General features: G+C 67.0%; 19 protein-coding genes and 2 riboswitches. All 19 genes read left to right on the top strand.

Features of this window, described 5'->3' with window-relative positions:
- Positions 1-3: 3 nt before the first annotated feature.
- The 19 genes from murG (at position 4) to FHR22_RS20545 (ending at position 20,716) form a co-directional block, all read left to right on the top strand.
- On the top strand, positions 4-1,188 hold the full coding sequence (gene murG / locus FHR22_RS20635; RefSeq protein ID WP_166945831.1) for an undecaprenyldiphospho-muramoylpentapeptide beta-N-acetylglucosaminyltransferase: 1,185 nt from the start codon (positions 4-6) through the stop codon (positions 1,186-1,188).
- Positions 1,188-2,618, top strand: coding sequence for a UDP-N-acetylmuramate--L-alanine ligase (murC, locus tag FHR22_RS20630; protein ID WP_166946004.1), 1,431 nt, complete (start codon positions 1,188-1,190; stop codon positions 2,616-2,618). Before murG ends, murC begins: the two co-directional genes overlap by 1 nt.
- On the top strand, positions 2,615-3,550 hold the full coding sequence (gene murB, locus FHR22_RS20625; RefSeq protein WP_166945829.1) for a UDP-N-acetylmuramate dehydrogenase: 936 nt from the start codon (positions 2,615-2,617) through the stop codon (positions 3,548-3,550). Before murC ends, murB begins: the two co-directional genes overlap by 4 nt.
- Positions 3,547-4,473 (top strand): D-alanine--D-alanine ligase, encoded by a 927-nt coding sequence (locus tag FHR22_RS20620; protein WP_166945827.1) that lies wholly within the window; start codon positions 3,547-3,549, stop codon positions 4,471-4,473. The genes murB and FHR22_RS20620 overlap by 4 nt, the downstream gene beginning before the upstream one ends.
- Complete coding sequence (locus tag FHR22_RS20615) at positions 4,470-5,411, top strand: cell division protein FtsQ/DivIB (protein WP_166945825.1); 942 nt, start codon at positions 4,470-4,472, stop codon at positions 5,409-5,411. Before FHR22_RS20620 ends, FHR22_RS20615 begins: the two co-directional genes overlap by 4 nt.
- 4 nt (positions 5,412-5,415) lie before the next feature.
- On the top strand, positions 5,416-6,672 hold the full coding sequence (ftsA, locus tag FHR22_RS20610) for a cell division protein FtsA (protein ID WP_166945823.1): 1,257 nt from the start codon (positions 5,416-5,418) through the stop codon (positions 6,670-6,672).
- Between the two features lie 152 nt (positions 6,673-6,824).
- Entirely contained in the window at positions 6,825-8,285 is a 1,461-nt protein-coding gene (gene ftsZ / locus FHR22_RS20605) for a cell division protein FtsZ (protein ID WP_166945820.1), read from the top strand.
- Between the two features lie 62 nt (positions 8,286-8,347).
- The gene (locus FHR22_RS20600) at positions 8,348-10,222 is read left to right on the top strand and encodes a tetratricopeptide repeat protein (protein ID WP_166945818.1); all 1,875 of its coding nucleotides are present in this window, start codon (positions 8,348-8,350) and stop codon (positions 10,220-10,222) included.
- Positions 10,219-11,391: a deoxyguanosinetriphosphate triphosphohydrolase gene (locus FHR22_RS20595; RefSeq protein WP_166945816.1), complete on the top strand. Its 1,173-nt coding sequence runs from the start codon at positions 10,219-10,221 to the stop codon at positions 11,389-11,391. Before FHR22_RS20600 ends, FHR22_RS20595 begins: the two co-directional genes overlap by 4 nt.
- Complete coding sequence (locus FHR22_RS20590; protein WP_166945814.1) at positions 11,384-12,031, top strand: NAD(P)H-binding protein; 648 nt, start codon at positions 11,384-11,386, stop codon at positions 12,029-12,031. The genes FHR22_RS20595 and FHR22_RS20590 overlap by 8 nt, the downstream gene beginning before the upstream one ends.
- Positions 12,032-12,089: 58 nt before the next feature.
- A riboswitch (glycine riboswitch) is annotated at positions 12,090-12,190 on the top strand.
- A riboswitch (glycine riboswitch) is annotated at positions 12,191-12,296 on the top strand. It abuts the riboswitch before it with no gap.
- A 55-nt stretch (positions 12,297-12,351) separates the two neighbouring features.
- The gene (gene gcvT / locus FHR22_RS20585) at positions 12,352-13,476 is read left to right on the top strand and encodes a glycine cleavage system aminomethyltransferase GcvT (RefSeq protein WP_166945812.1); all 1,125 of its coding nucleotides are present in this window, start codon (positions 12,352-12,354) and stop codon (positions 13,474-13,476) included.
- Positions 13,477-13,479: 3 nt separating this feature from the next.
- Positions 13,480-13,851: a glycine cleavage system protein GcvH gene (gcvH, locus tag FHR22_RS20580; RefSeq protein ID WP_166945810.1), complete on the top strand. Its 372-nt coding sequence runs from the start codon at positions 13,480-13,482 to the stop codon at positions 13,849-13,851.
- Between the two features lie 36 nt (positions 13,852-13,887).
- Entirely contained in the window at positions 13,888-14,706 is an 819-nt protein-coding gene (locus tag FHR22_RS20575) for a glycosyltransferase family 2 protein (protein WP_341787084.1), read from the top strand.
- Between the two features lie 3 nt (positions 14,707-14,709).
- Complete coding sequence (gcvPA, locus tag FHR22_RS20570; RefSeq protein ID WP_166945808.1) at positions 14,710-16,068, top strand: aminomethyl-transferring glycine dehydrogenase subunit GcvPA; 1,359 nt, start codon at positions 14,710-14,712, stop codon at positions 16,066-16,068.
- A complete protein-coding gene (gene gcvPB / locus FHR22_RS20565) occupies positions 16,065-17,612 on the top strand; it encodes an aminomethyl-transferring glycine dehydrogenase subunit GcvPB (protein WP_166945806.1) in 1,548 nt (515 codons plus the stop codon). The genes gcvPA and gcvPB overlap by 4 nt, the downstream gene beginning before the upstream one ends.
- On the top strand, positions 17,612-17,959 hold the full coding sequence (locus FHR22_RS20560) for a hypothetical protein (RefSeq protein WP_166945804.1): 348 nt from the start codon (positions 17,612-17,614) through the stop codon (positions 17,957-17,959). The genes gcvPB and FHR22_RS20560 overlap by 1 nt, the downstream gene beginning before the upstream one ends.
- A 19-nt stretch (positions 17,960-17,978) precedes the next feature.
- Positions 17,979-18,425, top strand: a complete 447-nt coding sequence (locus FHR22_RS20555; RefSeq protein ID WP_166945802.1) for an ABA4-like family protein — start codon at positions 17,979-17,981, stop codon at positions 18,423-18,425.
- Positions 18,422-19,054: a DUF938 domain-containing protein gene (locus FHR22_RS20550; protein WP_166945800.1), complete on the top strand. Its 633-nt coding sequence runs from the start codon at positions 18,422-18,424 to the stop codon at positions 19,052-19,054. Before FHR22_RS20555 ends, FHR22_RS20550 begins: the two co-directional genes overlap by 4 nt.
- A gap of 102 nt (positions 19,055-19,156) precedes the next feature.
- Positions 19,157-20,716: a fatty acid--CoA ligase gene (locus tag FHR22_RS20545; RefSeq protein WP_166945798.1), complete on the top strand. Its 1,560-nt coding sequence runs from the start codon at positions 19,157-19,159 to the stop codon at positions 20,714-20,716.
- Positions 20,717-21,122 lie beyond the last annotated feature (406 nt).

Here is a 21,122-nt window from a genome sequence, read left to right as displayed (position 1 = left end):
CCAATGACAGCAACGCGCCATTTCCTTCTCGCCGCCGGCGGGACGGGCGGCCATATGCTGCCGGCCTATGCGCTTGCGGGCGAACTGATTTCGCGCGGCCACCGCGTGGCATTGGTCAGCGACGATCGCGGACTCAGGATTCCCGGCGCACCGGCCGAGATGGACACTCACATCCTTCCCGCCGGCCGCGTATCGGGAGGCCCCCTCGGCTGGCTCAAGGCCGCGATGGCGATCCGCAAGGGCCGCCGCATGGCCATCGACCTGATCCGTACCTTCGACCCTGCCGTCGTCGTCGGCTTCGGCGGCTATCCCTCGCTTCCCAGCTTGCTCGCCGCGGGGGCGACGAAGCGCCCGCGGGTGCTGCACGAACAAAATGCCGTATTGGGCCGCGTCAACCGGCTGATGGCGCCGCGCGTCAACGCCGTCGCGGTCGCCTATCGCAACATCCAGCGGCTTCCGGCCGGGAACGAAGCCAAGCTCCACATCACCGGCAACCCGGTTCGCGAGGAGATCATCGCGATCCGCGAAGACGGTTTCCCTCCGTTGCCCGAGGACGGCATCTTCCGCCTGCTTGTGGTCGGAGGAAGTTTGGGGGCCACGGTGCTCAGCGAAGTCGTGCCCGCCGCGATCGCGATGCTGCCGCGTGCGCTGCTCGACCGGCTGCAGGTCGTCCAGCAATGCCGCGAGGATGATATCGAGGCGGTGCGCGCCAAATATGCCGAACTCGGCGTCGCCGCCGAATGTGCCTCCTACATCACGGATTTCCCCGACCGGCTGCGCTGGGCGCATATGGTCATCGCGCGCGCGGGAGCCTCGACCGTTGCCGAACTCGCCTGCGCGGGACGTCCCGCGATCTTCGTGCCCTATCCGGGGGCGATGGATGATCACCAGACTTATAATGTCGTCGACCTCGTCGACGCGGGCGGGGCGATCGCCTTTCGGCAGCCCGACTTTACCCCGGCCGAGGTCGCCAAGCATATCCAGCGCATGGCGCTCGAACCCGGCGCGCTCGAAGACGCCGCCGAGCGTGCGGCAAGCTGCGGGCTTCCCGATGCGACGCGCAACCTTGCCGACCTTGTCGAGTCGCTCGCCGCGCCGCCGATGATGGATGTGATCCGCGTCGGCGCGCCGTCGGTTCAGCGTACGTCCGCGAGCGGGATCGCTGCGGCGCGTCAGGGAGGCGAATGATGCGCGGCGTTGCGACCGATATCGGCACCATCCACTTCATCGGTATCGGCGGTATCGGCATGTCGGGCATCGCCGAGGTCATGCACAATCTGGGCTACCGGGTGCAGGGCAGCGACATCGCTGATTCTTATGTCGTTGAGGGCCTTCGCAAGCGCGGGATCAAGGTCGCGATCGGACATGAAGCGTCGAATGTCGACGGCGTGGCGGTCGTCGTCACCTCGACCGCGGTCAAGCGCGGCAATCCCGAGGTCGAGGCGGCGCTCGCGCACCGCATCCCGATCGTCCGCCGCGCCGAAATGCTCGCCGAACTGATGCGGCTGAAATCGACCGTCGCGATTGCGGGCACCCATGGCAAGACGACGACGACCAGTCTTGTCGCGGCGTTGCTCGACGCGGGCGGGATCGACCCGACGGTGATCAACGGCGGCATCATCAACAATTATGGCTCGAACGCGCGCCTCGGCGCCAGCGACTGGATGGTGGTCGAGGCCGACGAGAGCGACGGCAGCTTCCTGCGTCTCGACGGCACGATCGCGGTCGTCACCAACATCGATCCCGAACATCTCGACCATTATGGCAGCTTCGACGCGATCAAGGACGCCTTCGTCGAGTTTATCGAGAATGTGCCCTTTTACGGCGCTGCGATGCTCTGTCTCGACCATCCCGAGGTGCAGGCGATCATCCCGCGCATCCGCGACCGGCGCATTGTCACCTACGGCTTCTCGGCGCAGGCCGACGTGCGCGGCACCAATGTGACGCCGGGCCCCGACGGCAACCGCTTCGATGTCGTCGTGCGCGACCGCGACGGCAACAGCCGCACGATCGAGGGCATTCACCTGCCGATGTCGGGGCGCCACAATGTCCAGAACGCGCTCGCCGCGATCGCGGTGGCGCTGCACATGGGGGTACCGGACGACAAGATCGTTTCGGGGTTCAACGGCTTTGCCGGAGTCAAGCGCCGCTTCACCAAAGTTGGCGAGATCGCGGTGGGTGAAGGCGTCGTGACCGTGATCGACGATTACGCCCATCACCCTGTCGAAATCCGCGCGGTGCTGTCGGCCGCGCGCGAAGGGGCGGGGGCGGGGCGCGTCGTTGGCGTCGTTCAGCCGCACCGCTTCACGCGCCTGCGCGATCATATGGACGATTTCCAGCAGGCATTTAACGACGCCGACATGGTACTGGCGCTGCCCGTCTATGCCGCGGGTGAAAGCCCGATCGACGGCGTGTCGTCGGATGCGCTGGTTCAGGGCCTGCGCGATCGCGGGCACCGTCAGGCGAATGTCGTCGCCGACGCGGATGCGCTGTCCGCTAGCATTGCTGCGAGCATCAAGGCGGGCGATTTGAGCGCGGGCGATATGGTCATCTGCCTTGGCGCGGGGGATATTACGAAGATGGCGGCGGGTCTCGCTGTCGCTGTCGAGGCGGCATGAGCGCCGTCGCAACCCTTCCATCCGTTCGCGGCAAGCTGACGGCGAAGGCGCCGCTGGCGCCGCTCGTCTGGTTCAAGTCGGGCGGCCCGGCCGACTGGCTGTTCGAACCGAAGGACGCCGACGATCTCGCCGATTTCCTGCGCGATCTCGATCCCGCTGTGCCGGTGATGGCGCTCGGGCTCGGCTCGAACCTCATCGTCCGCGACGGTGGCTTCGCGGGTGTCGTCGTCCGGCTTGGCAAGGCCTTCGCCAAAGTCGAAGCGATCGATGCGACGGCGTTGCGCTGCGGCGGCGGCGCGTCGGGCATTCTCGTCTCCTCGACCGCGCGCGATGCGGGCATCGCGGGGCTCGAATTCCTGCGCTCGATTCCCGGCACCGTCGGCGGCTTCGTGCGCATGAACGGCGGCGCCTATGGTGGCGAGGTCAAGGATATCCTCATCAACTGCGATGTCGTGCTCCGCTCGGGCGAGCGGAAGACGCTGCCGCTCGCCGATCTTGGCTATACCTATCGCCACAGCGACTTGCCCGATGGCGCGGTTGTTATCGGAGCGACGTTCCGCGGCCGGGCGGGAGAACCCGCAGCCATCCAGGCCGAAATGGACCGCATTTCGGCGAGCCGCGAAGCGTCGCAGCCGCTGCGTTCGAAGACCGGCGGTTCGACTTTCAAGAACCCCGACGGGCACAAGGCTTGGCAGCTCGTCGACGAAGCCGGCTGCCGCGGCTTCGCCGTTGGCGGCGCGCAGGTCAGCGAGAAGCACACCAATTTCCTGATCAACACCGGCGAAGCGACGAGCGCCGATATCGAAGCGCTCGGTGAGGAAGTCCGCCGCCGGGTGAAGGCCAAGAGCGGCATCGAATTGCAATGGGAGATTCAGCGCGTGGGCATTTTTGCCGAAGCGCCAAAGGAGATGAACGTGGGAGTGGCAAAGTGAGCCGGGGTCCTTGGCATGTTGCCGTCCTGATGGGCGGTTGGTCGGCAGAGCGCGAAGTGTCGCTGATGAGCGGGAATGGCGTCGCCGACGCGCTTGAAAGCCGCGGGCACAAGGTCACTCGCATCGATATGGATCGCGACGTCGCACAGCGGCTCGCCGAGGCGAAGCCCGATGTCGTGTTCAACGCGCTCCACGGCGTCCCGGGCGAGGACGGCACGGTGCAAGGCATGCTCGACCTGATGGGGCTCAAATATACCCACAGCGGGCTCGTCACCTCGGTGATCGCGATCGACAAGGAATTGACGAAACAGGCGCTGGTGCCGCATGGAATCCCGATGCCGACGGGGACGATGGTCGACAGCGAAAGCCTGTTTTCAGCCGACCCCTTGCCGCGGCCCTATGTCCTGAAACCCGTCAACGAAGGCTCGTCGGTCGGCGTCGCGATCGTCAAGGATGACAGCAATTACGGCAATCCGATCGCGCGCGACGCGGTCGGCCCGTGGCAGGAATTCGACCGCCTGCTCGCCGAACCCTTCATCAAGGGTCGCGAGCTGACCGTCGCGGTGCTCGCCGACATCGCGCTCGCCGTGACCGAGCTGCGCGTCAAGTCGGGCTTCTACGATTATGACGCGAAATATACAGACGGCCTGACCGAACATGTCTGTCCCGCCGACGTTCCCGAAGAGGTCGCGCAGCGGATGAAGGATCTGGCGCTGCAGTCGCACCGCCTGCTCGGCTGCAAGGGCGCGTCGCGTTCGGACTTCCGCTGGGACGACGAACATGGCCTTGCCGGCATCTTCCTGCTCGAGGTCAACACCCAGCCGGGGATGACGCCGCTCAGTCTCGTGCCCGAACAGGGCCGCGCCGTCGGCATGGATTATGCCGAGCTTGTCGAACGCATCGTGGGGGAAGCGTTATTATGAGCAGTACGAAGATCAAACGCGCCAAGGCGCCGCCGCGGCGGCCGTCGCGGGCGCCGAAAAAACGCCGGACGATCAAGACCTCGCGGGTCAATGCGCTCATCAATGCGCTGCCGATCAGCCCCCAGCGGCTGCAGAAGGTCGCCAACTGGACGATCGGCCTCAGCCTGTTCGCGGTGGCGGGCCTTGCCGCCCACGCGACCGGGGTGACGGCAAAGGTCCAGGAAGAATGGGCGCAGGTCGTCGGCCGCGCGGGCTTTCAGGTCAAGAAAGTCGAAGTCGTCGGTGCCGACCGCATCGACCGGCTGAAGGTCTATGACATCGCGCTGGCGCAGAAGGATCGCTCGATGGCGGCGGTCGATATCGCCGAGGTTCGCCACGACCTGATGCGATATGGCTGGATCAAGGATGCGCGCGTATCGCGGCGGCTGCCCGACACGCTCGTCGTCGATATCGTCGAACGGACACCCGCGGCGATCTGGCAGCATAATAACCGCCTGTCGCTGATCGACGAAAAGGGCGTCGTGCTCGAACCGGTGTCGGTCGCGACGATGCCCGACCTGCCGCTGGTCATCGGGCCAAAGGCGAACCAGCGCTCGCAGGATCTCGACCGGCTGCTGGCCGAGGCGAGCTCGCTGAAGGATCTGCTGGCGGGTGCGACCTGGGTCGGCAACCGCCGCTGGGACCTGCGCTTCCGCAGCGGCGAGACGCTGTCGCTGCCCGAAGGCGAGGCGGAAGCGAAGCTCGCGCTCGCCAAATTCGCGCATATGGACGGCGCCAATCGCCTGCTCGGCCGCGGCATCCTGCGTTTCGATATGCGCGATCCCGAACGTTTCGTGCTACGTCTGCCCCACGAAGGGCAGGTGGCACCCGCCAAGCTCGACGATGCGCGCGCCGCCGTCGACGCGGTTGCGGCCGCCAGCTCGGCGGAGAAGGGATAAGGTCATGGCGCCGCCGCGGATCGAGAAGATCATCACCGCGCTCGATGTCGGGTCGTGGAAGGTCTGCGCGCTGATCGCCGGGCAGACCGCCGATGGCCAGCTTCATGTCCTCGGCACCGGCCAGCGCGAAAGCCGCGGCGTCCAGCGCGGCTATGTCGCCGACATGGAGCAGACAGAACATATCGTCCGCGAGGCGATCGAACAGGCCGAACGCATCGCCGGGCTGAACATCGATGACGTCTGGGTCGCCTTTTCGGCGGGCAGCCTGATGAGCGACGTCGCGCCGATCGAAAGCGAGCTTGGCGGCCACCGCATCGAGCAGGAGGATGTCGACGACCTGCTCGCCGCGGGCCGCGCCGGCATCGATCCCGAAGGGCGGATGATCCTCCACGCACAGCCCGCGCTCTATACGCTCGACGGGCTGACCGGGGTGAAGAACCCGATCGGCCTCCACGCTGACCGGCTCGGCGTCGACATTCACATCATCATGGCTGAGGGCGCGCCGGTGCGGAACCTCGAAGCGGCGGTGCGGCAGGCGCATCTCGACGTGCGCGCCGTCGTCGCTTCGCCGATCGCGGCAGGGCTGGCCTGCCTGTCGGACGAGGAACGCGACCTCGGCGTCGCGCTCGTCGAACTCGGCGCCGCGGTAACCACGGTTTCGCTTTATGCCGGCGGCATGCTCGTCGAAATGGCGTCGCTGCCGTTCGGTGCCAGTGACATCACCGACGATATCGCATCGGCCTTTGGCATCCGGCGCAGCCAGGCGCAGCGGCTCCAGAGCTTCTATGGCTCGGCGTCGGCCAGCCCGCGCGATAATAATGAGATCATCGAACTCGAACCCGGCGCCCCGGCGGGCAGTGATTCCCCGCGCATCACGCGCGCACAGCTTGTGTCGGTGATCCGCCAGCGGCTCGATGCGATGATGGGAGAGATTGGCAGGACGCTGAAAGACCTGCATTTCGTCGGCCCGATCGGGCGGCAAGTGGTTCTGGTGGGCGGCGGAGCGGACCTGAAAGGCATCGCCGACTATACCCAGAGCGCGCTCGGCCGCGCCGCGCGCGTCGGGCGGCCGCGCGGCTTGCACGGCCTGCCCGATGCGCATTCGGGACCGGCTTTCGCAACGCTCGCGGGTCTGGTTCTCTATGCCGCATCGGACCCGGTGGATCTTCGCGATCTGCCGATGATGGGACAGGATGTGTACCGGCCGAAGGGCGTCGGGATCATTCACCGGCTGATGGCGGCACTGAAAAGCAGTTTCTGACTGCAGAGCGACGAAAAGGTTAATTTTTTGGGTGATTCCCGCGTAACAATAGTGCAATGCACGGTAAGAAAGCCGGGCGGTCTGACCACCGACCGGCAGGGTCGCATGGTGAGGGAAGCGGCGCTGGTTCGCCGCTGCAGGGAGATTGATTGATGAGCATCAATATTGGCCCGCCGCAGGTCGATGAGCTGAAGCCGCGGATCGCGGTGATCGGCGTCGGCGGCGCGGGCGGCAATGCCATCGCCAACATGATCGCCGCCCGCGTCGAGGGCGTCGATTTCATCGTCGCGAACACCGATGCGCAGGCGCTCAACGCCTCGCCGGCCGAACGGCGCATCCAGCTGGGGACGCAGATAACCCAGGGACTGGGCGCGGGTTCGCGTCCCGAAGTCGGCCGCGCGGCCGCCGAGGAAAGCATCGCGCAGGTCGAAGAGGCGCTGAACGGCGCGCATATGTGCTTCGTCGCCGCCGGCATGGGCGGCGGCACCGGCACCGGTGCGGCTCCGGTCATCGCCAAGGCGGCGCGCGACCGCGGTATCCTGACCGTCGGTGTCGTGACCAAGCCCTTCACTTTCGAGGGGCAGCGCCGCATGCGTTCGGCGGATTCGGGGATCGCCGAACTGCAAGAACATGTCGATACGCTGATCGTTATTCCGAACCAGAATCTCTTCCTCGTCGCCAATCCGAACACGACCTTCAAGGAAGCGTTCACGATGGCGGACGAAGTGCTCCAGCAGGGCGTGCGCGGGATCACCGACCTGATGGTCATGCCTGGCCTGATCAACCTCGACTTTGCCGACGTGCGCAGCGTGATGCGCGAAATGGGCAAGGCGATGATGGGCACCGGCGAAGCCGAAGGCGATGGCCGCGCGCTCGAAGCGGCGCAAAAGGCGATCGCCAACCCGCTGCTCGATGGCGTGTCGATGGCAGGCGCCAAGGGCGTCATCATCTCGATCACCGGCGGTGAAGACATGCGCCTGATGGAAGTCGACGAGGCTGCGAACCATATTCGCGAGCTGGTCGATCCCGACGCCAACATCATCTGGGGCAGCGCGTTCAACGACAGCCTCGACGGCAAGATTCGCGTATCGGTCGTTGCTACCGGCATCGACAGCAACGGCGAGATCGCGGCGCAGGCCGCACCCGCGACGCGCAGCTTCTCTTTCGCTCCGGCGCGCGCGGCAACGCCCGCCCCGGCAGTCGAGGAAGTTCTGGAGCCGGTGGCCGAGGAAGAGCCGGTCGCCGCAGCGCAGCCGGCGCTCGACCCGGATCCGGCCCCCGGCTTTTCGCTGAACGACGCCGTCGAACCCGAGGCGCAGGCGGCTGAGGCCGAGGAAGAGCCGATGGAATTGTCGCATGTTGCGGCGACCTATGACGATACTGCCGACGAACTGGTACTCGGCGCACCCGCGGCACCCGCCGCCGAATATCGGCCTGTCGGTTCGCCCGCGGCCCCGGCCGAGGAATCGCCGGCGCGTGCGGTCGGCGGCGGGACGCTGTTCGAACGTATGTCGCGGCTGTCGCGCGGATCGGTTCCGGCCGAGGCTGGCGATGCGGACAAGGAAGACGGGGTTGATATCCCGCGTTTCCTGGGGCGACAGAACAACCAGTAACAGGGTCAAGCGGCCGCGGCGATCGATGGGCAAGGCGGGCCGGAAATCGGGATGATTTGCCCATGCGGCGACCGAAATTGACGGGCAGGCCGGGACGCGCGGCGCGCTATGCGGGCGCGTTTGCGGCCCTGTGCCTTGGAACCGCGATCGTGCCGCCGGTGCAGGCGCTGCAGGTCACGCCGCCCGATGCCGCGACCAAGGCAGCGATGGACAAGCGCACCGCGGCGCGGACGCTGCTGTCGACGGCGCTTGCCCGTATTGCGGCGAACAACAGCGATACGGCGGCGCTGCTCGACGCCGGACGCGCCTCGATCGATCTGGAGGATTATCGCGCCGCGCTCGGTTTCCTCGCGCGCGCCGAACAGGGCAGCCCGCGCGACGGCGCCGTGAAGGCGGCGCTCGGATCGGCGGCGGTCCATATGGAAAATCCGACCCGCGCGCTCGACTATTTCGGCGAGGCGCAGCTTCTTGGGGCTTCGGAACGGCTGTTCCTTGCCGATCGCGGTCTCGCACGCGACCTGCTTGGGCAGCAGGAGGCGGCGCAGCGCGACTATCAGCTCGCGCTGTCAATCGCACCGAATGATGAAGTGACGCGCCGCTACGCGCTATCGCTCGCCATCAGCGGCGACGCCGATCGCGGTATCCAGATGCTGACCCCCCAGCTGCGCGCGCAGGATCGCGGCGCGTGGCGGTTGCGCGCGATGATGCTGGCGATCGCCGGGCGCGATGATGAGGCGACGCAACTCGTCAACGCGACGATGCCGCCGCAGCTCGCCCAGAATATCCTGCCCTATCTGACCCGGATGGACCGGCTCAATCCCGCGCAGCAGGCCGCAGCGGCGCATTTCGGGCGTTTCCCCTCGGGCGAACTTGGTCCGCGGCGCAAGCCGGTACAGGTGGCCGCCGCGACCCCGGCGACCGCGGCGCCGACGGCAGCCAAACGGCGTGCGAACGGCGAGCGTGTACGCGGTACGGTCTTGCCCGCGCCGGTCAGGCGCGCCCCACAAACGGCGGCGGTTGCTTCGTCGGCGCGTCCGGCCACCGTCACGACAGCGCCCGCGACTTCATTGGCGGCTTCGCCGACACCTGCCCCCACGCCAGCACCTTCGCCAAGCGTCGCGGCGGTTCTACCGGCGCCGGCGCCGGCAGCTGCGCCGGTTCCGGTAACCGCTCCCGCCTCCAGACCGGTGCCTGCGCCGGCCCCCGCCGCAGCGCCTGACACACCGCCGATCGGTGTCGCGGTGCGGCGCGAATCGGGGCCGGTCGGTCCAGGCTTCTCGATCGCCGATTTCGGACAAACTACCGCGCCGTCGCCAGCGTCCGCCGCAGCAGCTGTTCCGCCGCCGCAGGCCGTTTCGCCGCAGCCCGCCGCTTCGACGCCGCCGACGCCTGCTCCCGCTTCGGCCGCGGCCGCTCCGCCGGTTGGAGCCGCGTCGGCCGCGCCGCTCGCTTCACTCGCCGACATCGTCGGGTCGATCGAAATTCCGCCCGAGGAACTGGCGGGAACGGCCAATGCGATCGGCGCCGACACGCTCGCCAAGCTGCAGGAAGAGAAACGGCGCGCCGAGGCGGCCGAGGCCGCCAAGCGCGAAAAGGACGCCGCCGCTGCGAAAGCCAAGGCGGAAGCCGAGGCCAAGGCGAAAGAGGAGGCGGCCGAGAAAAAGGCCAATCCCGCGCGTCTCTGGGTCCAGGTGGCGACGGGCGCCAACGCCAAGGCGCTGGCTACCGACTATGGCAAGTTTGCGAAGAAGAGCCCGGATATTTTCAAGGGCAAGTCGGCGGCAACCGCCGAATGGGGGCGCACCCGCCGCTTGCTCGTCGGGCCGTTCAAGGATCGCAAGGCGGCGCAGGACTGGCTTGCGAGCTACAAGAAGGCGGGCGGTGACGGCTTCCTGTTCAACAGCGAAGTCGGCCAGGAAGTCGATCCGGTCAGGTGAGCGTAGCGAGCTGTTCCAGCGACCCCGCTCAGAGCCGCGGGCGTCGCTATGAAGAGGTCGGCCGCGTCGTGCGCGGGCCGCGCGACGCATTTCAGCGCGACCGCGACCGCATCATCCATTCGATCGCCTTCCGCCGGCTGCGGCACAAGACGCAGGTTTTCGTCGCGCCCGACGGCGACCATTATCGCGTGCGCCTGACCCACAGCATCGAGGTTGCGCAGATCGGCCGCGGCATCGCGCGGGCCCTCGGGCTCAATGAGGATCTGACCGAGGCGCTGTGCCTCGCGCATGATATCGGCCACCCGCCTTTCGGTCATGCGGGGGAGGATGCTCTGAAGGCCGCGATGAAGGCGCATGGCGGCTTTGATCATAACGGCCATACGCTGCGCACGCTGGCGCGGCTCGAATGCCCCTATCCGTTATTCGACGGGCTCAACCTGACGTGGGAGACGCTGGAGGGGCTCGCCAAGCACAATGGTCCGGTGCGCCGCCCGGGTTGGGCGCTGGCGGAAATCGACGCGGATTTTTCACTGGACCTCGGCAGTCATGCCAGCCTCGAGGCGCAGATCGCGGCAGTGGCCGACGATATTGCTTATGACAATCACGACATAGACGACGGGCTCAGGGCAGGATTGCTCAGTCTCGACCAGTTGATGGCACAGCCGTTTGTTGCCGCGAATTTCCGGGCGGTCGAGGGGCGCTTTACCGCCGCGCCGCGCGACCGCCTGCTCCGTGAGCTGGTGCGCGACCAGATCGGCGTGATGGTCAATGACGTGATCGCCGCCACGCGGGCGAATGTCGCCGAAGCGGGAACGGCGAGCGTCGAAGAGGTTCGCGCCGCGGGCCGTCCGCTCGGCGGCTTTTCGGCGGGGCTTGCGGCCGAGGAGCGCGACCTCAAGCGGTTCATGTACGCCAATCTCTATCACCATCCCGAACAGCTCGCCGCCGCCGAAGCGGCGAACGAGGTGATCGGACGCCTCTTCGCCGCCTATGCCGCGGATCCGCGCCTGATGGGCGAGGACTGGTCGGGGCGACTGCCTGGCGAAATATGTGCGACAGCGCGCCACATCGGCGATTATATTGCCGGCATGACCGACCGTTTCGCCATCGACCGTTATGCCGATATCTTCGGCCGCGACGCGGTGCCGGAGGCGCTGGCGCATGTCTGACCTGCTGATCGTCGGTGCGACCGGGCTGGTCGGACGCGCGGTGATCGAGCGGCTCGGGGTGCGGAAGGCGACGGTTCTGGCTCGGCGCGCCATCGAGGGGATAGCGGCGGATCACCATATATGCGTCGCGCCGCCCGAGCGGTGGGGCGACATCATCGCCGCCGAAAAACCTGCTGCGATCATTTCATGCCTCGGGACGACGATCCGTCAGGCGGGATCGCAAGCCGCGTTTCGCGCGGTTGACCATGATCTGGTGCTTGCCGTGGCGGGCGCGGCGAAGCAGGCGGGGGCGTCGCATATGATCGCCGTCAGTTCGGTCGGGGCAGCGGCGGAGAGCCGCAATTTCTATCTGCGTACCAAGGGCGAGATCGAGGACGCGCTGCGCGCGCTCGGCTTCGACCGGCTCGATATCCTGCGCCCCGGTTTGCTGACCGGCGAGCGCGCGGGACCGCCGCGGCTGGGGGAGGGGATCGCGATGCTCGCGGCGCCGCTCGCCAATGCGCTGATGCACGGATCGCTGCGCCGCTATCGCTCGATCCCCGCCGCCGCAGTCGCCGCTGCGATCGTCCGGCTCGCCGGGCTGGGCGGCACCGGCATCCACATCCACGAAAACGACGCGATCCGCGCGCTCGCCGATTGACTCCGCAACGGGGCGGCGCCAAGGCTCGGGCGTCCGTCGAATCTTCCAAAGGGATTCGACCGGTCGCGCGGGAGAGCGTGAGGGCAGGGTAACCGGCGCCTCACCACCGAAGGAGCAACCGCCCCGGAAACTCTCAGGTCAACGGACCGCGCGGACTGGAACGGACACTCTGGAAAGCGTCGTGGCTTTGACCACGACCACCGAAGGGGTAACTCCATGCGTGCATGGAGGAAAACTCTCAGGTTCCCGTGACAGAGGGGGCATGGCGACAGGGCGGCATCCGGCCGTGACTTGCCATGTCAACGACGGGAGTACGCAATATGCGCGAAGATGAAGAAGTTGCGGTCGAAACGGCGACGCTGCCGCTCGACGCCTGGCACCGCGCGAAAGGCGGCCGGATGGTCGAATTCGCCGGCTATTGGATGCCGATCCAGTACGATGGCATCATGGCCGAACATCTGTGGGTCCGGGAGAATGCCGGCCTGTTCGACGTCAGCCATATGGGGCAGATCAGCCTGTCGGGCGAGGGGGCTGCCGAAGCGCTCGAAGCGCTCGTTCCCGGCGATATCTCGGCGCTGAAGCCCGGGCGGATGCGCTATTCGCTGCTGCTCGGCGAAGATGGCGGCATCCTCGACGACCTGATGATCACCAACGAGGGCGACCAGCTTGGCATCGTCGTCAACGGCGCGGTCAAATGGGAAGACATCGGCTATCTGCGCGAGAATCTTCCCGACGATATCACGCTCAACCATGAAGAGGATTATGGCCTGCTCGCCTTGCAGGGCCCCAAGGCGGCCGAGGCGCTCGCGCGGCTGGTGCCACAGGCTTCGGCGCTGGTCTTCATGCAGGCCGCGCGCGCGACGTGGAACGGCCATGCGATCGGCCTCAGCCGCTCGGGCTATACGGGTGAGGACGGGTTCGAGATTTCGCTGCCGAACGAGGCGCTCACCGCCTTTGCCGACGCGCTGTGCGCGATGGAAGAGGTGGAGCCCATCGGCCTCGGCGCGCGCGACAGTCTGCGCCTGGAGGCGGGACTGCCGCTCTACGGCCACGACCTCGATGAAGAGATCGACCCGGTCGAGGGCGACCTGGCGTTCGCGATCAGCAAGCGCCGCCGCGAGGAAGGCGGCTTTCCCGGCGCGGCGCGGATCCTTGGCCATCTCGCCGACGGAAGCCCGCGCAAGCGCGTCGGCCTGCTCGTCGAGGGCAAGCTGCCGGTGCGCGAAGGCGCCAAATTGTTCGATGGAAACACCGAAATCGGGATTGTCACCTCGGGCGGGTTTGCGCCCAGCGTCGGCGCCCCGATCGCCATGGGCTATGTGCCGCGCGACCACGCCGCGCCCGGCACCGCGATCGCCGCCGAGGTGCGCGGCAAGCGCGTGCCCTGCACCGTCGCCGCGATGCCATTCGTTCCGCATAATTATGTCCGCAAACAGGGAGGCTGACCGATGCCGCGTTATTATACCGAAGAACATGAGTGGGTCGACGTCGACGGCGACATCGCGACGGTCGGCATCACCGACTTCGCGCAGGGCCAGCTCGGCGACATCGTCTTCGTCGAGGTTCCGGACACCGGCGCCGAACTGAGCGCGGGCGGCGACGCCGCGGTGGTCGAATCGGTGAAGGCGGCGAGCGACGTCTATGCGCCGGTCGATGGCGTGGTGACCGAAGGCAATGGCCAGCTCGAAGAAGACCCTGCGCTCGTCAATTCGGATCCCGAAGGCGAGGGCTGGTTCTTCCGCATGACGCTGAGCGACAAGAGCCAGCTTGAAGGGCTGATGAACGCCGCGGCGTACAAGACCTTCTGCGACGATCTGTAATTCAGGGCCCCTCCCGCGCGGGAGGGGGGAGGACGCGTGACGACCACCGACGCCCTTGCCAACTGCCGCCTGATGGTGGCGACGCCCATCTATGACGGGGCGCAGGGAAGCTATGTCCGCGCCGCGCTGGACCTGGCGCTGCAGGCGCAGGCGCAGGGCCTTTCGGTGCGGTTCGAGTTCATCCTCTACCAGCCGTCGATCACCCGCGCGCGCAACATGCTGGCGGCGATGTTCCTCGCCAGCGACTGCACGCATTTGCTGTTCGTCGACGCCGACATCGACTTTGCGGCCGCGGATGCGTTTTCGCTGGTGCGCGCGATGGACGGCCATCCCGAGTGCGGGGTGGTCGGCGCCGCCTATCCGCGGCGGATGACGAACTGGCGCAACGTCGCGCGCGCGGTCGAAACGGGGCTGGCCAAGGATAATCCGGGCGAGCTCGCGCGCTTTGCGGGCGAATTCGCGCTGCAATTCCTGAATCCGGGGCAAAGCTTTGCGCTCACCGACCTTGTCGAACTGGCGCATCTCGGCACCGCGATGATGCTGATCCGCCGCGCGGTGTTCGAAGGGATGCGCGACCGCTATCCCGACATCGCCTTCCGGACCGACCCGGCCGAGCGGCAGGCGCACCGGATCGGCGAGCAGGCCCACGCTTTCTTCTATCCGATGATCGAGCCCGAAACCCGGTCGCTCCTGTCCGACGATTATGCCTTTTGCCGCCGCGTCCGCGAGGCGGGTTTCCGCATCTGGCTCGCCCCGTGGGTCAAGGTCACCCACAGCGGCCCCGCCATTTTCCACGGTTCGCTTTCCGACGTTGCGCAGCTTCTTGCTGCATCCCCCGCTTCTTCTCCGGAGTAAGTCATGCGTTATCTCCCTCTCACCCCCGATGATCGCAGCGCGATGCTCGCCACCATCGGCGCGGCGTCGATCGACGATCTGTTTGCCGACGTTCCCGCCGAAGCGCGGCTCGATGGTCCGATCGCCGGTCTGCCGCCGCACGCCAGCGAACTGGCGGTCGAACGTCATATGGGCGCCCTCGCGCGTCGCAACCGTGCGGCGGGCGACGGGCCTTTCTTTCTTGGTGCCGGCGCCTATCGCCACCATGTCCCGGCGAGCGTCGACCATCTGATCCAGCGCGGCGAGTTCCTGACCGCCTACACGCCGTACCAGCCCGAAATCGCGCAGGGCACGTTGCAGATGCTGTTCGAGTTCCAGAGCCAGGTCGCGCGCTTGCTCGGCACAGACGTCGCCAACGCGTCGATGTACGACGGCTCGACTGCCTGCTGGGAAGCGATCGTCATGGCGCGGCGTATCACCAAGCGGGCCAAGGCGCTGCTTTCGACCGGCGTGCATCCGCATTACCGCAGCGTCGCCCGCACGATGGCCAAATATACCGGCGATGTGCTGGTCGATGGCGATCCGGCGCTGGAGGCCGGCACCGACTGGGCCGCGCTCGCCGCAGCCATCGACAAGGATACGAGCTGCGTCGTCGTCCAGTATCCCGACATCCTTGGCCGCATCGACGACATGACCGCACTTGCCGAAGCTTGTCAGGCGGCCGGCGCGCTGCTGATTGCGGTCGTCACCGAACCCGTCGCGCTCGGCCTGATCAAGGCGCCCGGCGAAATGGGCGCCGATATCGTGGTGGGCGAGGGGCAGTCGCTCGGCGTCGGGCTTCAGTTCGGCGGACCTTATGTCGGCCTGTTCGCGTGCAAGGCGAAATATGTCCGCCAGATGCCGGGGCGCCTGTGCGGTGAGACGGTCGATGCGAACGGCAAGCGCGGCTTCGTGCTGACCCTGTCGACGCGCGAGCAGCATATCCGCCGCGAAAAGGCGACGAGCAATATCTGCACCAATTCCGGTCTGTGCGCGCTGGCCTTCAGCATCCATATGACCTTGCTCGGCGAAGCGGGGCTGCGCCGGCTCGCGGCGATCAACCATGACCGCGCGAAGATGGCGGCGGCGGAGCTGGCGAAGGTGCCGGGTGTGTCGGTGATGAACGACAGCTTCTTCAACGAATTCACGCTGCTGCTCCCGGCGGCCGCGCGTCCGGTGGTCCACACGCTCGCCGAAAAGGATATTCTGGGCGGCGTCTCGCTCGGCCGCCTGTTCCCCGGCAATGATGCCCTCGCGAATGGTCTCGTCGTGGCGGTGACCGAAACCGTGACCGAGGATGATATTGCCGCCTTTGCCGCGGCGCTGAAGGAGGTGCTGGCATGACCGCGCTCAACCGCGCCGGCTGGCGCCCCGAAATGAACGCCGCCGGCGGCGCTGACGACAATGTCACCTTCACGGGCAACCGCGCCCTGATGCTGGAAGAGCCGTTGATTTTCGAGATCGGATCGACCGAGACGACCGGGGTCGATTTCGACGAAGCGGCGTCCGCGGGCGACCTTGGCGGGCTCGCGCGGTCGGCGCCGATCGGCTTGCCGGGGCTCAGCGAATCCGAAACGGTGCGCCACTACACGCGCTTGTCGCGGCAGAATTACGCGATCGACCTCGGCCTCTTCCCGCTCGGCAGCTGCACGATGAAGCATAATCCGCGCCTCAACGAAAAGGTCGCGCGGATGTCGGGCTTTGCCGACGCGCACCCTTTGCAGCCGCAGGAAACGGTGCAGGGCGCCTATGCGGTGATCCACGAACTCGCCGAATGGCTGGTCACGCTGACCGGCATGCACAGCGTCGCGATGTCGCCCAAGGCGGGCGCGCATGGCGAGCTTTGCGGCATCCTCTGCATCAAGGCGGCGCTCGAGGCGCGCGGCGAGGACCGGCGCGTGCTGCTGGTTCCCGAAAGCGCGCACGGGACGAATCCCGCGACCGCAGCCTTTGCCGGCTTTTCCGTCGAGGATATTCCGGCGACCAGCGAAGGCCGCGTCGATCTGGCGGCGCTGAAGGCGCGCCTCGGCCCCGACATCGCCGGGGTGATGATCACCAATCCCAATACCTGCGGCCTGTTCGAGCGCGACATGAAGGCGATTTCGGACGCGGTGCATGCGGTGGGCGGCTATGTCTATTGCGATGGCGCGAACTTCAACGCGATCGTCGGCCGGGTGCGGCCCGGCGATCTGGGCGTCGACGCGATGCACATCAACCTCCACAAGACCTTTTCGACCCCGCACGGCGGCGGCGGTCCGGGTTCGGGGCCCGTCGTGCTGTCCGAAGCGCTGGCGCCCTTCGCGCCGCTGCCCTTCGTGGCGAAGCAGGCGGAAGGCGGCTTCCGCCTGATCGAGGAAGAGAGCGCGGATGAGCAGCATCCGCAGAGCTTTGGCCGCATGACCGCCTTCCACGGCCAGATGGGGATGTTCACCCGCGCGCTGGCCTATATCCTGAGCCATGGTGCCGACGGATTGAAGCAGGTCGCGGAGGATGCGGTGCTCAACGCCAATTATCTGCTCCGCAGTCTCGACGATGTGCTCGATGCGCCCTTCGGCGCTTCGGGCCCGTGCATGCATGAGGCGCTGTTCAGCGATCGCGGGCTGGCCGAGGGCTTCTCTACGCTCGATATCGCGAAGGGGCTGATCGACGAAGGCTATCACCCGATGACGGTCTATTTCCCGCTCGTCGTGCATGGCGCGATGCTGGTCGAACCGACCGAGACCGAATCGAAGGCGGTGCTCGACCAGTTCATCGGTGCGCTGCGCAGCATCGCGATGCGGGCGAAGAACGGCGATCCGGCGCTGAAATCGGCGCCGCATTTCGCGCCGCGCGCCCGGCTCGACGAGACGGGCGCCGCGCGCAAGCCGGTGCTGGCCTGGGAGGGTTGATGACCGACGTCGCGCCCGGTCCCGAGCGCCCGGCAAAGCGGTCCGCCGCCGGGTGTCTGGGGACCGGCGCGCTGTTTGCGATCGTCGCGATCATCGGCTGGCTCATCGCGATCACCGCCTATGGCCTGGTCGTCGAGCAATGGGAGATGATCGAGGTTCGCCGCGAGTTCAGCTATGATTGGGCCTTTCTGTACGCGCCTTTGTTCGCGATCGGGCTTGCCACCGCGGCCGCCTTTTGGGCATCACGCCGGGCGTCGGCGGCGCGCTTGACCTTGCTGATCGTCGTCACGGGCGCCATTGCGCTGCTGGGCGGGGTCCTGTTGTTCGGGCTCGGCGGACTGATCTGAAACGGCAAGGGGGCGGCCGATGAGCTGGGATAATCTGTACCTGCTGGCCAATTATTGGGCGCTCGCCAACTGGGCTGCGCTCGCCTTTGCGCCGCGCGGACCGAAGATATCGGCGCTGATCCTTTACGCCGGCGTCGCGTTGCTTTGCCTTGCCTATACCGTCCTGATCGCCGGTTTCCTGAGCGGCGGGATCGACCCCGGCGGCACCGGCGGCAGCTTCACCTCGCTTGCCGGGGTGATGAAGCTGTTCGACGCGCCGGGCGGGGCGGTTTTGGGGTGGGTCCATTATCTGGCGTTCGACCTGTTCGTCGGGATCTGGATCGCGCGCGATGCGGACCAGAAGCGATTCGGGCGGATCGTCCAGATACCTTTCCTTTTCCTGACCCTGATGGCGGGGCCGGTCGGACTGTTCGCGTGGCTGATCGTGCGCGAGCGGCGGGCGCGGGCGCTGGCAAAAGCGTCATGACCACACCCTGGACGCCGGGCGAGGGCGGCCGCGCCGGCAAACGCCATGCCCCGGCGACGCTGCGCAACCGCGACGCAATCGCCGCCGTGCTCGCCGACTGGCTGCCGCCATCGGGCAGGGTCCTGGAGGTCGCGAGCGGGTCGGGCGAGCATATCGTCCATTTCGCCGCCGCTTTCGGGCATCTGATATGGCAGCCGAGCGACCCCGACCCGGCGGCGCTGACCTCGATCGCCGCGTGGAGCGCGGAGGCGGGGCTGGCCAATGTCGCGCCGCCACTCAAGCTCGACGCCGCGGCGCCGGGCTCGCCGCTCACGGGTGCGGACGCGATCCTTTGCATCAACATGGTCCACATCAGTCCGTGGGCGGCGACGCTGGGCCTGTTCGCGGCCGCGGCGCAGTTGCTGCCGCGCGGCGCGCCGCTGGTCCTCTATGGCCCCTATATCGAGGCGGACGTACCGACGGCCGAGAGCAACCGGGCGTTTGATGTCAGCCTGCGCGCCCGCAATCCCGACTGGGGCCTGCGCGATACCGCGGCGGTCGAAGCGGCCGCCGGCGCGGCCGGGCTGAGCTTCGCCGGACGCCGCGCGATGCCCGCGAACAATCTGATGCTGCTGTTCCGCCGGACCTGACGGACCTGACAGGGTGGCGCATCGGCGCTTTACCTGCCGCGTACAACCGCTAGCTTTGCCGCGGATCGCGCAAAAACGACGCGATTCGAGGAGAGCGATGCCATGGCCCGCGACGTTTCGGACCTGTTTACCTTCGACGAGTTCATCACCCACTGGGCCGAGGAGCGGCCCGAGCGGGTCGCGATGCGCGAGGAGGATCGCATCTATAGCTATGCGGAACTGGAAGACCGCACCGCACGCGTCGCGAGCATGCTGATCGCCGCGGGGCTGGAGAAGGGCGACCGGATCGCGTGGATCGGCAAGAACAGCGACCTGTATTTCACCCTCTTCTTTGGCGCCGCGCGCGCCGGGATCGTGATGGCGCCGATCGGCTGGCGGCTGTCGCCCGCCGAATGGGCGTTCATCGTCAATGACACGCAGGCGAAGATCGTCTTCGCCGGGCCGGGGTTCGAGGCGGCGGCGGAGCATCTTGCGGGCAAGCTGCGGCATGAGGCGCGGATCGTGGGTGCCGGTGAAGCGCGGGCGATGATCGACGGCGCGGCGCGGGTCCCGTTCACCCCATCGGCGCGCGACGAGGCGGTGCTCCAGCTCTATACCTCGGGCACGACGGGCAATCCCAAGGGCGCGGTGCTGTCGAACCATAATCTGTTCGCGTTGCGCAAGCATTCGGCCGACAGCGAGCTTGCCTACACCAAATGGGACGATGACGAGGCGGTGCTGGTGGCGATGCCATGCGCGCATATCGGCGGGACCGGGCTGGGCATCATGGCGCTGGTGTCGGGGCTGCCGGGCGTGATCCTGGCGGAGTTCAACCCCGACGGCGTGTTCGATGCGGTCGAGCAGCATGGGGTGACGCGTTTCTTCATCGTCCCGGCGGCGCTGCAGATGCTGCTGCTCCACCCGCGCTGCGCCAGCGTCGATTACAGCCGGCTCAAATATATCCTTTACGGCGCCGCGCCGATCCCGCTCGAACTGCTGCGCCAGTGCATCAAGATGTTCGGGGCGCAGTTCATCCAGGCCTATGGGATGACCGAGACGACGGGCACGATCTGCATGCTGCCGCCCGAGGATCATGACCCCGAAGGCAATGCGCGGATGCGGTCGGCGGGCAAGCCGCTCCCCGGCGTCGAGGTGCGCATCCTGGGTCCGGGCGGCGGCGATGTGCCGCAAGGCGAGGTGGGCGAGGTCGTCACCCGGTCTTCGAACAATATGATCGGTTACTGGAACCTGCCCGACGCGACCGCGAAGACGATGACCGGCGACGGCTGGATCCACACCGGCGACGCCGGCTATCTCGACGCCGACGGTTATCTGTTCATCCACGACCGGATGAAGGACATGATCATTTCGGGCGGCGAGAATGTCTATCCCGCCGAGGTCGAAAGCGCGATCTTCGGTCACCCGGCGGTGCAGGAGGTCGCGGTGATCGGCATCCCCGACGCCAAATGGGGCGAAACGGTCAAGGCGGTCTGCGTCGCCAAGCCCGGCATGACGGTCGAGGAAGCCGACATCATCGCATGGGCGCGCGACCGCATCGCCGCGTTCAAGGCCCCGCGCAGCGTCGACGTGATCGAGGCGCTGCCGAGGAATGCGAGCGGCAAGATTTTGCGCAAGGACCTGCGCGCGCCCTATTGGGAGGGCTATGAGCGGATGGTGAATTAGAGTCTGTCCTGATGAGATTGAAGCGTCGTGATTGCCCTGTGAAGCCCGCCGGCGAGGAGCGGCGTGCAGCAGGGGCTGGTGGCCCCAACGACCCCGCGCATGACTGGATCGTGCGCCGGTAGGGACGAATTGTCTTTGCACCGGGCGATGATGTCCTGCGTCGGGGTCGGCCGGAAGCGGCCGGTTGTTGCCGTTCCCCCTTTTCGTCACCCCGGGCGTGACCCGGGGTCCCGCTTGATGCCGAAAACCGCTGGTACCTCCAAAAAAGCGGGATCCCGGATCAAGTCCGGGATGACGAAGGTGCGTTAAGCAACGTCCGCTCCCCACCCCAAAGCCGCCATCCCGTTCAAAACAGCGCGGGCCGGCAGGGATCAGCCGCCGTTCGAGGCTTGGCGAGCGTCCTTTG

This window comes from Sphingopyxis panaciterrae (genome assembly GCF_011762125.1).
In the GTDB taxonomy this organism is placed as follows: domain Bacteria; phylum Pseudomonadota; class Alphaproteobacteria; order Sphingomonadales; family Sphingomonadaceae; genus Sphingopyxis; species Sphingopyxis panaciterrae.
This window is presented reverse-complemented; position numbering and strand designations above follow the sequence as displayed.